At 74.0% G+C, this 13,285-nt stretch carries 15 protein-coding genes and 1 riboswitch; of the genes, 9 read left to right on the top strand and 6 right to left on the bottom strand.

What is annotated here, in order from left to right:
- The first annotated feature begins 28 nt into the window (after positions 1–28).
- From VG869_05175 to VG869_05165, 3 genes are all read left to right on the top strand, one after another.
- The gene (locus VG869_05175) at positions 29–280 is read left to right on the top strand and encodes a hypothetical protein (protein HEV3450580.1); all 252 of its coding nucleotides are present in this window, start codon (positions 29–31) and stop codon (positions 278–280) included.
- Positions 281–762: 482 nt separating this feature from the next.
- Positions 763–1,638, top strand: a complete 876-nt coding sequence (locus VG869_05170) for a cupin domain-containing protein (protein HEV3450579.1) — start codon at positions 763–765, stop codon at positions 1,636–1,638.
- The gene (locus VG869_05165; GenBank protein ID HEV3450578.1) at positions 1,635–2,549 is read left to right on the top strand and encodes a cupin domain-containing protein; all 915 of its coding nucleotides are present in this window, start codon (positions 1,635–1,637) and stop codon (positions 2,547–2,549) included. Before VG869_05170 ends, VG869_05165 begins: the two co-directional genes overlap by 4 nt.
- Positions 2,550–2,581: 32 nt before the next feature.
- Here VG869_05165 and VG869_05160 read toward each other — a convergent pair whose 3' ends face one another.
- The 3 genes from VG869_05160 to VG869_05150 form a co-directional block, all read right to left on the bottom strand.
- Positions 2,582–3,754, bottom strand: coding sequence for a nucleotidyltransferase family protein (locus VG869_05160; GenBank protein ID HEV3450577.1), 1,173 nt, complete (start codon positions 3,752–3,754; stop codon positions 2,582–2,584).
- Positions 3,755–3,997: 243 nt separating this feature from the next.
- Entirely contained in the window at positions 3,998–4,702 is a 705-nt protein-coding gene (locus VG869_05155; protein HEV3450576.1) for a cytochrome c biogenesis protein CcdA, read from the bottom strand.
- Positions 4,703–5,860: a redoxin family protein gene (locus VG869_05150; GenBank protein ID HEV3450575.1), complete on the bottom strand. Its 1,158-nt coding sequence runs from the start codon at positions 5,858–5,860 to the stop codon at positions 4,703–4,705.
- Between the two features lie 115 nt (positions 5,861–5,975).
- On the opposite strand from VG869_05150, the gene VG869_05145 reads away from it, so the two are divergent.
- The 5 genes from VG869_05145 (at position 5,976) to otsB (ending at position 8,550) form a co-directional block, all read left to right on the top strand.
- Positions 5,976–6,626 (top strand): RNA polymerase sigma factor, encoded by a 651-nt coding sequence (locus tag VG869_05145; protein ID HEV3450574.1) that lies wholly within the window; start codon positions 5,976–5,978, stop codon positions 6,624–6,626.
- Entirely contained in the window at positions 6,623–6,904 is a 282-nt protein-coding gene (locus VG869_05140; GenBank protein HEV3450573.1) for a zf-HC2 domain-containing protein, read from the top strand. Before VG869_05145 ends, VG869_05140 begins: the two co-directional genes overlap by 4 nt.
- A 101-nt stretch (positions 6,905–7,005) precedes the next feature.
- Entirely contained in the window at positions 7,006–7,263 is a 258-nt protein-coding gene (locus VG869_05135) for a DUF3263 domain-containing protein (GenBank protein HEV3450572.1), read from the top strand.
- Positions 7,260–7,736: a LytR C-terminal domain-containing protein gene (locus VG869_05130; protein HEV3450571.1), complete on the top strand. Its 477-nt coding sequence runs from the start codon at positions 7,260–7,262 to the stop codon at positions 7,734–7,736. Before VG869_05135 ends, VG869_05130 begins: the two co-directional genes overlap by 4 nt.
- A gap of 25 nt (positions 7,737–7,761) precedes the next feature.
- Complete coding sequence (gene otsB / locus VG869_05125; protein HEV3450570.1) at positions 7,762–8,550, top strand: trehalose-phosphatase; 789 nt, start codon at positions 7,762–7,764, stop codon at positions 8,548–8,550.
- Here the strand turns inward: otsB and VG869_05120 are convergent.
- Together VG869_05120 and VG869_05115 are read right to left on the bottom strand one after the other, a co-directional pair.
- Positions 8,534–9,913, bottom strand: coding sequence for a trehalose-6-phosphate synthase (locus VG869_05120; GenBank protein ID HEV3450569.1), 1,380 nt, complete (start codon positions 9,911–9,913; stop codon positions 8,534–8,536). The two genes, otsB and VG869_05120, sit on opposite strands and share 17 nt — an antisense overlap.
- Positions 9,910–11,160, bottom strand: a complete 1,251-nt coding sequence (locus VG869_05115; protein HEV3450568.1) for a glycosyltransferase — start codon at positions 11,158–11,160, stop codon at positions 9,910–9,912. The genes VG869_05120 and VG869_05115 overlap by 4 nt, the downstream gene beginning before the upstream one ends.
- Positions 11,161–11,174: 14 nt before the next feature.
- Here VG869_05115 and VG869_05110 point away from each other — a divergent pair, with 14 nt between their 5' ends.
- The gene (locus tag VG869_05110) at positions 11,175–12,215 is read left to right on the top strand and encodes a glycerate kinase (protein HEV3450567.1); all 1,041 of its coding nucleotides are present in this window, start codon (positions 11,175–11,177) and stop codon (positions 12,213–12,215) included.
- Here the strand turns inward: VG869_05110 and VG869_05105 are convergent.
- On the bottom strand, positions 12,205–13,107 hold the full coding sequence (locus VG869_05105) for a glucosyl-3-phosphoglycerate synthase (protein ID HEV3450566.1): 903 nt from the start codon (positions 13,105–13,107) through the stop codon (positions 12,205–12,207). The two genes, VG869_05110 and VG869_05105, sit on opposite strands and share 11 nt — an antisense overlap.
- 50 nt (positions 13,108–13,157) lie before the next feature.
- A riboswitch (SAM riboswitch) is annotated at positions 13,158–13,257 on the top strand.
- Positions 13,258–13,285 lie beyond the last annotated feature (28 nt).

Genomic DNA, 13,285 nt, shown 5'->3' with positions numbered 1-13,285 from the left:
CATCGGTGCCAGCAGCGGGAGGAGTTGGATGCGAGGAGAACGCTACGAGCGGCCGCGGGTCGACGACCGGACGCCGGTGTCCGAACCACTCAACGTCGTGAGCACGAGCGGCGGCGTGCGGACCCCGGTTTGGCGCCCGCACGACGGGGACGAGCCCACCGCGTTGGCGTACGAGTCGCCGGAGGTCGTGGAGCGCACCTCGGTCAGCGAGCCGCTGAACGCGGCCACCAGCAGCCAGCCGCTCACCCCGGCGTGGAGGCCGACGCGCCACGACTCGTAGGCGGTCCGAGAACCGTCCCCGGACGGACGACGGCGAGGGAGGAGGGAGAGCCATGCACGACGAGAGCTATGAGCGACCGGCGGTCGTGGGGCGGACGTCGGTGACCGAGCCGCTGAACACGATCAATCACAGTGTCGTGGTGCCGCCGCTGACCCTCGCGTGGCGCAGGAAGAACGGGCGTGAAGGACCTCAGGCGACGACGAGGGAGCGAGACCACGATGCGAGATGAGAGCTACGAGCCGCCGGCGGTCGCAGACCGGACGCCGGTCACCGAGCCACTCAACACGATCAGCGCCAGCCAAGTTCGCTGCACGCCGATCTGGCGGCCCAGCGACCGCTAGCCGATCGATCCGACGACGGGTGCCGTTCCCCCACCTGAGGTGGCCGAGCGGTCGGGGCCACGCGCCGGACCGGTGGTCGAGCGGCCGGCCGCGCCCTGGCACCCGGAGTAGACCCGGCGCGCCGCGGTGAGGCGCGCCGCGATGAACGTGGACCACCTCGGCCCGGTCGATCGCCGGCAGTGGCTCGACGTCGAGCCCGCGGAGCTGCGCCGGGCTGCTGCTGCGGCGCAGCCGCTGCGCTTCGCGCACCAGGCACCAGCGTTCGCGGACTTCGAACCCTCCGCCCTCGGGGAGATCGGACGGCGCCTGCCGTCAGCCTGGATCACGGTCAACGACGGAGAGCTCCCTGTCCTCAGCCCACCCCCTCGGGCGCTCCCGTACCCCGACGGCGGCGCGGCCCTCGAGGACCTCGCTCGACGCTGCTTGTCGGTCCGCCTCTATCACGTCCATCACACGCCCAAGGTGGGACCGCTCGTTCGCGAGACCCTGGACCAGGCCGAGCGGGTGCTCGGCTCCTACGGCGGGGGCATGGTTCGACGCGACGCGTCCCTGTTCTGCGGCTCGCCCGGATCCACGGTGCCGGCCCACTGCGACCGTCACGACAACCTCCTGCTGCAGCTCGTCGGCACGAAGGAGGTGATGATCGGGGCCTTCACCGACCCCGACCGTGAGCTCGCCGAGATCGAGCGCAACTTCGGCCGCCACCTCAACCTCGCCGCGATGCCGGACGAGGTCCGGGTCATCCAGCTGGGCCCGGGTGAGGGGCTCTTCCTGCCGCCGTACACCATCCACTGGGTGCGGTGCGGGCCGGAGCCGTCCACCGCCCTGTCCGCCAGCTTCTCCACCGTCGACAGCGAGCGGGCCGAGCTGGTCCACCTCGCCAACCGTCATCTGCGCGAGCTGCGCCTCCGTCCTCGGGGCCCGGCCGAGTCCCGGCTGGCGGACTGGACGAAGGCGAGGATCGTCCTCGCCGTCCGCTGGCTGCGTCGACGCCGCTCCGCGAGCGCTGGGCGATGACCACGGACGCGTTGGTCGGACTCGACCCGGCAGCCCTGCGGGGCGCCATCGGGCGCCGCCCCCTCCAGCTGCGGCACGGGCTGAGCGGTCATCCGTCGTTGTCGAGAGAGGCCCTGGCCGCGGTCGCCGAGGTCCATCCTGGCAACCTCGTCGAGCACCACCGCGCCGACCTCCCCCTCGTGCTGCCCACCGGTGAGGCCGAACGGCTGCCCTTGTCGGCCCGAGCGGTGATCGAGGGGATCGAGGAGAACCACTGCTGGATGGTCCTCTGGCACATCGACACGGCCACGCCGTACGACGCGCTCGTCGAGCGCTGGGTCGAGCCGATCCGAGCCGCGATCCCGACCTCGGAGGGAACGTTGGGACCGAGCGAGTCGCTGGCGCTCATCGCGTCGCCCGGCGCCGTCGTTCCAGCCCACGTCGACCACAACCACAACGTCCTGCTCCAGCTCGAGGGCACGAAGGAGCTCTTCATCGGCGAGTTCAGCGACGCCTCCGAGGGCCAGCGGCAGGTCGAGCGTCGCTACGGGCCGGCGGTCCTCAACCTCGACCGGCTCCCCGAGCGCGTCACCCGCTTCGTGCTCGGGCCCGGCGACGCGCTCTACATCCCGCCCTACGCCTTCCACTGGGTCATCGGCGGCACCGACGTCTCGGTGGCGCTGTCGTGCAGCGTCACGACCGCGGCCGCGAACCGCACCCAGGAGGTCCACGCGTGGAACAGCCGGCTCCGTCGCCTCGGACTCCGTCCCCGCCCGCCGGGCGAAGGGCTGCACCGGGACCGGGCGAAAGTTCGGGCGCTCCACGCCTGGATCCGGTTCCGGATGCTGTCGTCGGGCGCCCGGCGGAAGCTCTCGGCCGGCGTCGCGCGCGTCCGATCGCTACGCCGGGCGCGACACCAAGCCACTCGCTGACCGGCTGCTCGCGCCGCGCGGCGCGCCCCGGCTCAGTCGGCCCCGGCCTTGCGGGCCAGGCCGAGGTGACGGGCGAGCCGAGCGACGGCCTCGAGCGGGATCTCCCAGGCGTGGGCGAGACCCCAGTGGTCCTCCAGATGGCCGGGTAGCTCGCGGACCTGGCGCCAGCGCGGCAGCGCCCCCGTCTTCTCCAGCCAGTAGCCGCGGAACCGCCCCGCGGTCTCGCGGAGCCCGCCGCGTGGGAGCGACCGGGTCAACGACCGGTACGTCCGCGCCTCGCGTCGGCTCACCGGCGCGCGCCGGAGGCGCTCGAGCACCGCTCCGGGCACTGGTGCGCCGAAGTCCCGTGCGAGGTAGGTCAGGTCGTTGCGGAGCCCGATGACGACGCGACGCCGCGCGATCTGGGTCGTGAGACGGTCCCAGTCCATCCGGTCTCCGGTCGACCGGATGACCGTCATCGCGTCGGCGACCCACCGCGCCGTGGCCTCAGACAGCGTCCACGCGCCGTGGACGCAGACGTGGAGGACGAGGTCGGCGGGGCAGGGGGCGAGGGTCTCGACCCCGGCCACCGTGAGCGGCTCGGCCGCCTGCCAGAAGTCCTCCTCGGAGCGCTCGCGGTCAGCGGCCAGCACGAGGGGCATCGAGAGGCGCCAGTGCAGGTCGAGGTTGCCGTGCTCGTCGTGGACGAGGTTCTCGGAGTGCCGGGCCCGGAACAGGCGCCGGCGAGGGATCGGGCTCTGGCGGCGCCATCCGGCGGCCGTGAGCAGGTCCAGGCTCGGTTCGGCCGCCGCGGTCGGGACGAGGACGTCGACGTCGCTCAAGAAGCGGAGGGACGGGTGGGCGTAATACCGGAGCGCCAGCGGTGCACCCTTCAGGACCATCGTCGGGACGCCGGCCGCGAGGAGGCACGACAGCGCCGGCGCCGCGCCCGCCAGGACGGTGCGCGTCCGGTACCAGTTCTGGCGCGTCGCGGCGCCAAGGGCATCCGCGTGCGGGTCCGTGATTCCGGCCCGACGAAGGTTGTGGTGCACGAGCGGGAGGAGACGCAGGACCTCAGGGTCCTCGTCGGGCCGGTCGGGGTGCAGGTCCGGGGCGAGCTCGGCCCATGCCGCGCCGGCGGCGTCCCGATCGAGCAACGCAGCGCGGAGCAGCAGCTCCTGACGCTCGGACGGCCAGGCCGACCCGTCCAGTCCGGGCTTCCTCACCGGCTCGTCATGGCTCGCCGGTTCCTAGCTCGCGTGCGCCCGAGACCTCGTGCCGGCACGAGCGATCCCCCGAAGCGCCGGTCCCGTCCTCGCCCAGCCACCGGTACCACCTCCGCGTGGGGCGCGCCATTGTTCCGGACGCCGCGGTCTCGAATCAAGGTGACATGCGAGCTCGGCCCGCCCGCGATCTCGAGTCGCGTCCGTCGCGCCGCGCGCCTCGCGGTCTGTGATCGCCGTGAGCGGTCAGAGGCCGCCGACCGCAGGCGTGAAGCGCGCCAGGTACGAGGTCAGGTGTCCGTAGGCCCCGGTGGCGAGGAGGACGCCAAGGATCACGAGCAGCACGCCGGCGACGCGCTCGAGGACCGGCCCCGCTCGCCGGAGGCGCTCGGCGAGGTTCGGGAAGGAGGCCAGGCCTAATGCCGCGAGGAGGAACGGCACACCGATTCCGAGCGCGTACGCCAGCAGCAGGAGGGTGCCCCGTCCGACCTGGCCGCTGCGGGCGGCCAAGGTGAGCGCCGCCGCCAGGAGCGGCCCGACGCACGGGCTCCACGCGGCACCGAAGGCGACCCCGACCACGAACGGGCGCGCCGGGCCCCGGCCGGTCGGCACCCGTGGCACCAGCCGGCGCTCCCGTGCGAAGGGTCCCCGGAGGACGCCGAGGAGCGCCAGGCCCATCACGGCCACGACCACGCCGCCGACCCGCTGCACCGCCTGCTGGACGTCGTGCAGCGACGACCCGAGCAGGCCCGCGACGGCGCCGAGCCCCGCAAACACGACCGCGAAGCCGAGCACGAACACGACGGTGGCGGGCACGGCCCGGGCCGGGTCGCGAGCGTCGGCGGTCTCGCCGGCGATGATCCCGAGGTACGCGGGCAGCAGCGGCACGATGCACGGGGCGAGGAACGACGCCACCCCGGCGCCGAACAGCGCGACCAGCTGGGCGGCCACTCAGGCGCCGAAGGTGAACGCGAACGCCTGGACGCCGGAACCTGCCGCGGTGAGGCGCAGCGTGTGGCCCTCGACGCGCCCGCCGAGCACCACCGGGTACAGATCGGGCGTCGAGACCCTCAGGAAGGTCCGGCCCTGGGCGTCGACCTGCACGGCCGGGCTCCGCTCCGCGGGCGGCAGGGGCTTGCCGTCCAGCTGCACGTCCACCCGCACCGGCTGCGCCGACGCGGCCGCCATCACGAGGTTCACCGCCCGGGCGCGGTAGCCGAGCACGACGGCGGCACCGGGGGCCACGGCCTGCACCTGCTGCGCGGTGGCGTCCCACGCGCCGACGAGGCGCGCCGTCCCCTCCGGCAGCGTGCCGACGTTCGGGTACGTGGCGGGCCCGGGCTGCGCGCCCGTCGCCCCCTTCTCGAGGCCGAGGTAGGTCTCGGCGGTGACGCTCTGTGCCGCCGTGGGGGGCTGGCCCAGGTTCCCCGCGCCGGGCGGGGCAGCGCGGGGGGCGCGGGCGGGCACGCCCAGCAGCTTGCGCAGCACGGCCTCGGTGCTCTGGTAGTTGCCCTCGCCGACGTCCATGTACCGGAGGTGGCCCTGGCGGTCCGAGACCCACTCCTCGGGCCAGTACTGGGTGCCGAACGCGTTCCAGATGTCCATGTTGTCGTCGAGCGCCACCGGGTAGTCGACGTGCAGGCGCTGCACGGCGGACGTCACGTTGCCGTGGTCCTTCTCGAAGTCGAACTCGGGGGAGTGGATCCCGACGACGACGAGCCCGTCCTGCCGGTAGCGGTCGAACCAGGCCCGAACGTGCGGGAGGGTGCGGACGCAGTTGACGCACGAGTAGGTCCAGAAGTCGTAGAGGACGACCTTGCCCCGCAGGTCGGCGGCGGTGAGCGGCGCCGTGTTCAGCCAGCCCTTGGCGTCGGCGAGGCTCGGCGGGGCCGGGCCGACCGACAGGTGGTTGACGTCGACGCCACCGGCGACGCTGCTCGGGTTCGACTGGCTGGCCACCGCGACCCCCGCCGCCGCGAGCATTGCGAGCGCCACCGCCGCGACGCCGTACTTCCGTCGGGGCGACCAGCGCGGCGGACGCGGCGCGTCGGCCGTCACCGGCCCGGCCCGGTCCCGGGTCCGCGCCGCGTCCCGGCCGGTGCCGGACACCTCACGCCGAGTGCCATCGGTTCCTCTCGCTCGCCTGCACGTGCGGGCCAACGCGGTCCAGTCTCCACGGAGGGCGCGGCCGTTACACCGCGGGGCGCTGCGAGAATGCGGATGAATGGCCGACGTCGCCGCCGACTTCGCCGACGATGGGGTCCTGGTCGACGCGCTGCGCCGCGGCGACGAGGCCGCGTTCGGCTGGCTGCTGGACCGCTACGACGCCTCGCTGCGGCGGTTGGCGCGCTCGTACGTGGCGACGCCGGCCGCCGTCGAGGAGGTCGTCCAGGACACCTGGATGGCGGTCATCACGGGGGTCGGTCGGTTCGAGCAGCGGTCGGCGGTGAAGACGTGGCTGCATCGGATCCTCGCCAACCGGGCGCGGAGCACGGGCGTTCGGGAGCGCCGCAGCGTCCCGTTCGCGTCGCTGAGCGACGAGCTCGACGCCGACCAGCCCGCCGTCGATCCCGGGCGGTTCCGCCGCCGGGGCCGGCGGGCGGGAGCGTGGGCGGCGCCGCCATCGGCATGGGACGAGGAACCCGAGGAGCATCTCCTGGCGGCCGAGACGCTCGACGCCGTCGAGCGGGCCGTGGCGACCCTGCCGCCGAACCAGCAGGCCGTCCTCAGCCTCCGAGATCTCGAGGGCTGGACCGCGGCCGAGGCGTGTAACGCCCTCGAGCTCTCCGAGACGAACCAGCGGGTGCTCCTGCACCGGGCGCGTGCGACCGTGCGCCGTGCCCTCGAGACCTACTTCGAGGACGATCCACGATGATCCGGGCCAGGTTGCTGCGTCGCAGCGCGGACGACTACCGCTGTCAGGAGTTCGTCGAGGCGGTCACCGACTACCTCGAGGGCGCGATGCCCGCCGACGCGCGCGTCCGCTTCGAGCGTCACTTGTCCGCGTGCGACGGTTGCGAGCGCTACCTCGCGCAGATCCGCCGCACCATGGCGCTGACCGGCCGCGTGACGGTCACGGACGTCGAGGCCCTCGGCGCTGAGGCACGCGAGCGGCTGCTCGTCGCGTTCCGGGAGTTCCACGGCGGGCCGTGACCGGAAGACCGGTCGTCCCAGCGTCCAGACGACGCCGCCGGGCGCCCGCTGGGCCCCGAAATCCACGGCCACGAACGGGAAGCCGGCCATACTCGGGCACGATGGACCTGTCGGCGCCCGAGCGCGCCATCCTCGACTTCGAGCGTTCGTGGTGGTGCTTCCCGGGGCCGAAGGAGTCGGCGATCCGAGCCCGACTTGGGTTATCCACGAGTCACTACTATCGGGTGCTCGGCGAGCTCCTCGAGAAGCCCGCCGCGTTCAAGTATGACCCGCTCACCGTGAAACGCGTTCGCCGCTCCCGCGAGGTTCGACGCCGCAGTCGCCTCGACGGTCGACGCGCCGACCCGGGCAGCCGATGACCGCCGTCGCCCACGCGCCGGCGCTCGGCGCGCGGCTGCTCCGCACCGCGGCACGAGGCGCGGTCCTGGTCGGGGTGGCGGTCGTCGTCGGGATCGTGCTCATCGCGGTCGTGAACGGCTCCGGCGCGCCGGGCAGCGCCCGCCACGTCACCGGTCCGACCCGTGGGACCGCCGGCACGACGACCACGACGAGCGGCAAGCAGATCAAGGTCGCGGTCTTCAACGCGTCGGGGGTGAGCGGCGCCGCCACCGCGATGGCGAACAAGCTGCGGGGGCTCGGGTACGCGATCCTGTTCACGGGGAACGCGGCGACGAGCCAGACCGGCACGACGGTGGCGTGCAAGACCGGGTCGAGCTCCCAGGCCGACACCCTCGCCAAGAGCGTCGTGGTCGGCGCGACGGTGCAGCCGTTCCCGAGCCCGCCGCCCTCGACCGCGACCGGGGCCGACTGCATCGTCACGGTCGGCAAGTAGCGACGTCCCCGGCCGCGCCGGCGCCGTGACGATCCCGGACGCCCTCGCGCCGATCACCGCCGATCCCGGCTCGAGCGCCGTGGTGACCGACTTCGACGGCACCCTCGCCCCGATCGTCGACGACCCGGCGCGCGCCCGCGCGCTGCCGGCCGCCCTCGAGGCCCTCGCCGCCCTCGTCGCCCCGCTGGCCCTGGTGGCCGTGGTGAGCGGGCGGCCCGTCACCTTCCTCCGGGCCCAGGTGCCGGTCCCCGGTGTCGAGCTGGTCGGCGTCTACGGCCTCGAACGGCTCGTGGGGGGCGAGCCGGTAACCGACGAGCGCGCCGCGCCCTTCGTCGACGCCGTCGTCGCGGCCGCACGCGAAGCCGAGCGGCGCTGGCCGCGGCTGTCCGTCGAGCGGAAGGGCACCGTCGCTTTCACGGTGCACTGGCGCGTCGCACCCGAGGCCGCGCCCGCCTGGCCCGCGCTCGAACAGCTGGCGGGCGCGCACGGCCTGTCGCTCGGCGCCGGTCGGAGGTCGGCCGAGCTGCGGGTGCCGGTGCCGGTCGACAAGGGAGGAGCGATGACGACGCTGCTCGACGAGCGGCGGGTGCACGTGGGCGTCTTCGCGGGCGACGACGCGGGCGACCTGCCTGCCTTCGACGCGCTCGCCCGCCGGGCCGTCGAGCGCCCCGGCTTCACCAGCATCCGCGTCGCGGTCGACTCCGACGAGGCCCCGCCGAGCCTCATCGAGGAGGCCGATCTCGTCGTGGGCGGGCCCGCGGGGCTGGCGGCGCTGCTCGGCGCGCTGACGGCCGGGCTCAGGCCGCGCGCGTGAGCTGCTCCTGGAACCACGACATCGGTGTGCGCCGGCCCGCCAGCTCGCGCAGTCGGGCCGCCCGGGGCGCCCGCTCCTCCGCTGGCATCGCCAGCGCCGCGTGCAGCGCCCCGGCCGCCTGCTCGATGTCGAACGGGTGGACCGCGAGCGCGGCGGGGCCGAGCTCGTCCCAAGCCCCCGCGTCCGGCGACAGGCACAGCACGCCGTCGCGCTGGTTGACGAGCGGTCCCTCCTTCGCCACCAGGTTCAGGCCGTCCTTCACCGAGTTCACGAGCAGCACGTCGTATCGGATCATGGCGGCGATCGTCCGCGGGTAGTCGTCCCCCGTGTCGAGCACGACGGGCTGCCAGTCCCGGGTGGCCCACCGCTCGTTCACGCGCGCCGCGGCCAGCTCGACCTCCTGGCGGTAGGCCTGGTACTCGGCGAGCGACTCGCGGGACGCCGTGAGGCGGGCGACGAACACCACTCGCCCGCGCCACGTGGGCTCGGTCTCGAGGAGCCGGTCGTAGGCCTGGAAGCCACGCAGGACGTTCTTCGACGGGTCCATCCGGTCGACGCGCAGCAGCAGGGCACGGTCACCAACGAGGGTGTCGAGCTCCACGAGCGCGGCGCGCGCCGGGTCGCTGCTGGCCATGGCGGCGAGCGCGTCCGGGTCCGGTCCGAGCGGCGCCACGAAGCTCGGCGCGAGTCGCGCCCCCTCGCCGAGGACCTCGCGCGCCGACGACTCGTAGGCCCGCGCCCAGCGGGCGGCGTGGAACCCGCACGGCACGCCGGCCATGGAGGCGCACAGGGCCCGCGCGGCCTCGGTCGGGAGGACTCGGATGGAGTTCGGCCCGCAGAACGCAGTGTGCGTGAAGTAGACGAGACGCAGATCTGGCCGCTGCTCCCGCAGCAGCCCCGGCACCAGGGTGAGGTGCAGGTCCTGCACCAGCACCACGTCGCCGTGGTCGGCGAGGTCGCTGGCGGCGTCGGCGAAGGCCCGGTTCACCGTCTCGTAGCCGGCCCACGCCTCGAGCCACCGGTGGTCGAAGCGGGGCCGCCGCGGCAGGTCGAAGAGGCCGTGGTGGAGGAACCAGAGGGTCCCGTTCGACACCAGGTCGTAGGCGAGTCGGTAGGTGGCCGGGTCGAGGTCGAGGAGCGTGAGCCGGATCCCTTCGACCTCGGCGGCGCCGGCTCGGACGGCGGCGCGGTCGCCGTCCCCGACCGCGGCCGCCAGCCACGCGCCGCCCGGTCCGGCGACGCCCGAGAGCAGCAGCGGTCGCAGCGAGCTGGCCAGCCCGCCGGCGCCCGGGTAGGCGCGGAACGTCCCCGCCGGGTCCTCCGCGAACTCGTACGGTCCGCGGTTGGAGACGACGACCGTCACCGCAGGTCGCCGAACAGCTGCAGCCAGTCGAGCAGCTCGCGGGTGGCGAGGAAGTTGGCCCGCACGTGTTCGCGGCCCTGGGAGCCGAGGGCGTCGGCGCCCACCGGGTCGGCGAGCAGGTCGATGACGCGCCGGGCGCAGTCCTCGATCCCGTGGACGAGGTAGCCGTCGTAGCCGTCCATCACCTGCAGCTTGATCCCGCCGGCGTCGCCGCCGACCACAGGCCGGCCCTTCCACAGTGCCTCGCTCACGGTGAGGCCGAACCCCTCTCGCAACGACTTCTGGACCACGACGGTGGCGATGCGCTGGAAGGCGTTGATCTGCACCGACCCCACCTGGTGCAGGTTCGAGAGGAGGTAGATGTCGCGGTCGCCGGCGCGCGCCTGCTCGGTCTCCTCCCAGACTCGGAACGCCTCGGGGTCGTCGGTCGCCATCGAGCCGGCGAGGAGCAGCTGCGCGTCCGGCACCTGCTCGCGGACCAGCCGGAAGGCCTCGATCACGCCGACCGGGTCCTTCCACGGGTCGTAGCGGCTGATCTGGCACATGATCGGCCGCGCCGGGTCGATCCCGTACTGGCGGGTCAGCTCGATGCAGAACGGGGTGGCCAGGTCGAGGTTCTTCACCGACAGCGGGTCGATGCAGGGCGGTCGGTGGAGGATGCGCTCCATCTTCAGCGACGCCGGCACGAACTCCTCGAGTGTCCACACCGACGCGTCGTGAAGCTCGACGAAGGGCCGGAAGAACTCCCAGACCGTTGGGTCGGCGGCGGTGAGGTCGATGTGGCAGCGCCACACCCATCGGGTCCGGTCCCCCGACAGGTCGGGGTGGGCCCGAAGGAAGTGGAGCAGCGCCACCGGCTGGGGGTCGTGGACGACGACGAAGTCCCAGCCGTCCTCGAGGAGCAGCGCGTTGTCGAGGATCCGCTCCAGGTAGACGCGCTGCATCTGGGGCGTCCAGTCGATGTCGGCGCCCTGCAGCGCGTTGTGCACCTGCTTGGTGATGGCGAAGAACTCGTCGCTGCCGTGGAGCACCTGCCACTCCGATTCGAGGCCCACGCTCCGCAGCAGCGGAACGTGGGTGGCGAGCAGCTCGGCGACGCCACCCCCGTAGGCGGTGGCGCTGATGTGCAGGACCCGGGCCCCCTGCAGCGGCTCGGCCGCCCGGTGGATCTCGGCGACCACCTCGGGGCCGACGACGTCGGCGTAGTGGTCGAGCTCCTTCTCGAGAAGGGGGACACGCTCGAGCATTGCAAGCCAATCTAGTGAGCGTGGATGTCGCAGTCGCGTGTCCTGACAAGTTCCGGAGCACGTTGACGGCCTCGGAAGCCGCGGCGGCGATCGCGCGGGGCCTCGAGGCGGCCGGGTTCGACGAAGTCCGCCAGCTCCCGCTCGCCGACGGCGGCGAGGGGACGCTCGACGCGCTTCTCGCCGGCGGCGGCGGCCGCCGGCGGGTCCGGGTCACCGGCCCGCTCGGCGACCCGGTCGACGCCGAGTACGGGATGACCCCTGGCGGACTCGCGGTCGTGGAGATGGCGCGCGCGAGCGGGCTCGCGCTCGTCGAGCGCAACGACCCTCTCCGCGCGTCGACCCGGGGCACCGGTGAGCTGCTCGGCGCGGTGGCGCGCGCCGGCGCGCGCCGCGCCCTCGTCGGCGTCGGGGGCAGTGCCACGACGGACGGTGGGCTCGGCGCCCTCGACGCGCTCGGTTGGTCGCTCGGCGCCCTCGACGTGACCGTCGCCTGCGACGTCACCACGCCGTTCCTCGAGGCGGCGGCGGCGTTCGGCCCCCAGAAGGGCGCGACCGAGGCGCAGGTCGCGCTCCTCCGTCGCCGCCTCGAGCGCCTGGCCCTCGAGTACGAGCGGCGGACCGGTGTCGACGTCACCGGGCTGGAGGGCGGCGGCGCCGCCGGCGGCCTGGCCGGCGCGCTGGCCGCGATCGGCGCGCGCCTGGAGCCTGGCTTCGAGGTGGTCGCGGCCGAGGTCGGGCTCGAGGACGCGCTCGACGGCGCCACCCTCGTCGTGACCGGCGAGGGACGGCTCGACGTCACCAGCTTCGCCGGCAAGGTCGTCGGCGGCGTGCTCGAGTGGGCCGCCGAGCTCGGCGTGCCCCATCGAGCCGTGATCGCCGGACAGGCGACGGCCGAGGCTCGCGAGGAGCTGTCGGTGCGCGGCCCGGCGCAGCTGTTGGTGCTGACCGAGCGGGTGTGGCAGGCCGGCGAGGCGTTCGACCGAGCCGCGACCCTCGTCGAGGAGTCGGCGATCGAGGCCGGCCGGGTGGCGCGGGGCGGCGGCGCTAGGCGCTGAGCTCCCGACCGAACTTGGCCCGGTAGGCGGGCACGGTGACGATCGGCGGCCGTTCCCGCACGGGGACGGCGACGTCGGCGACGCCCGCGCCGGAGCGCACGAGCGCGCTCGAGACGTCGACCGGCGCGACGCCGGCCCGACGCAGACCGGTGAGCAGCACCGCCAGCGCCTGCGGGCCGAGCTCGTCCAGCGAGCGGTTGCGGTGCTCCCGCACGCCGAGGTCCCGCTCGGCGATGGCGTCGAGCCCGAACCGGTCGGCGACGTCGATGAGCAAGCCGAGCTCGACGCCCCACCCCTCGACGAAGGGGAGCACCTCGAGGAGCTCTCGGCGGGCCGCGTACTCGCCGCCGAGGGGCTGGCGGATCCGAGCCAGGGCCGGGAAGAGCGCCGAGAGGAGGGGGCGGGCCACGAGTTCGGTCACCCGGCCGCCGCCGTTCGGGTCCCCGTGGAGCGGGCGCGCGTAGTGGCCCTTCACGAACCCGACCGCGGGGTCGAGGATCAGCGGCTCGAGCAGGCGGGTCACGAAGTGCGGAGCGAAGTTCCGCACGTCGGCGTCGAGGAAGCACACGAGGTCGCCCTCGGTGACGAACAGTGATTTCCACAGGGCGTTGCCCTTGCCCTCGCCCGCCGGCAGCTCCGGGAGCACGGCCGCCACCGGGAAGACCCGACCGCCGGCGGCCGCGGCGGCCGCCGCGGTGTCGTCCTCGGACCCGTCGTCGAGGACCACCACCTCGTCGACGAGCCCGACCCGCTCGGTCAGGGTGCCCCGGACCGTGGCGACGATCCCCCCCACGGTGGGGGCCTCGTTGCGGGCCGGGAGGCAGACCGAGACGTGGAGCCCTCGCCGCCGCTTCTCCTCCGCGAGCGACCGGGCGTGCAGGGCTGAGGCCATAGCGAGTGGCAGCGTAGGGGACCCTGGCGCTACGCTTTCCGGTCAGCACGCGCTCATCAAGAGCGGCCGAGGGACAGGCCCGTTGACGCCGCGGCAACCAGTTGCGATCCACCCGGACCGTAGCCAGGTGCCAATGCCTGACGATGAGCAGCCGAAGAGCGGTTCCTCCGCTCGAGGC

This window comes from Acidimicrobiia bacterium (assembly GCA_035948415.1).
Classification (GTDB): Bacteria; Actinomycetota; Acidimicrobiia; order IMCC26256; family PALSA-555; genus PALSA-555.
This window is presented reverse-complemented; position numbering and strand designations above follow the sequence as displayed.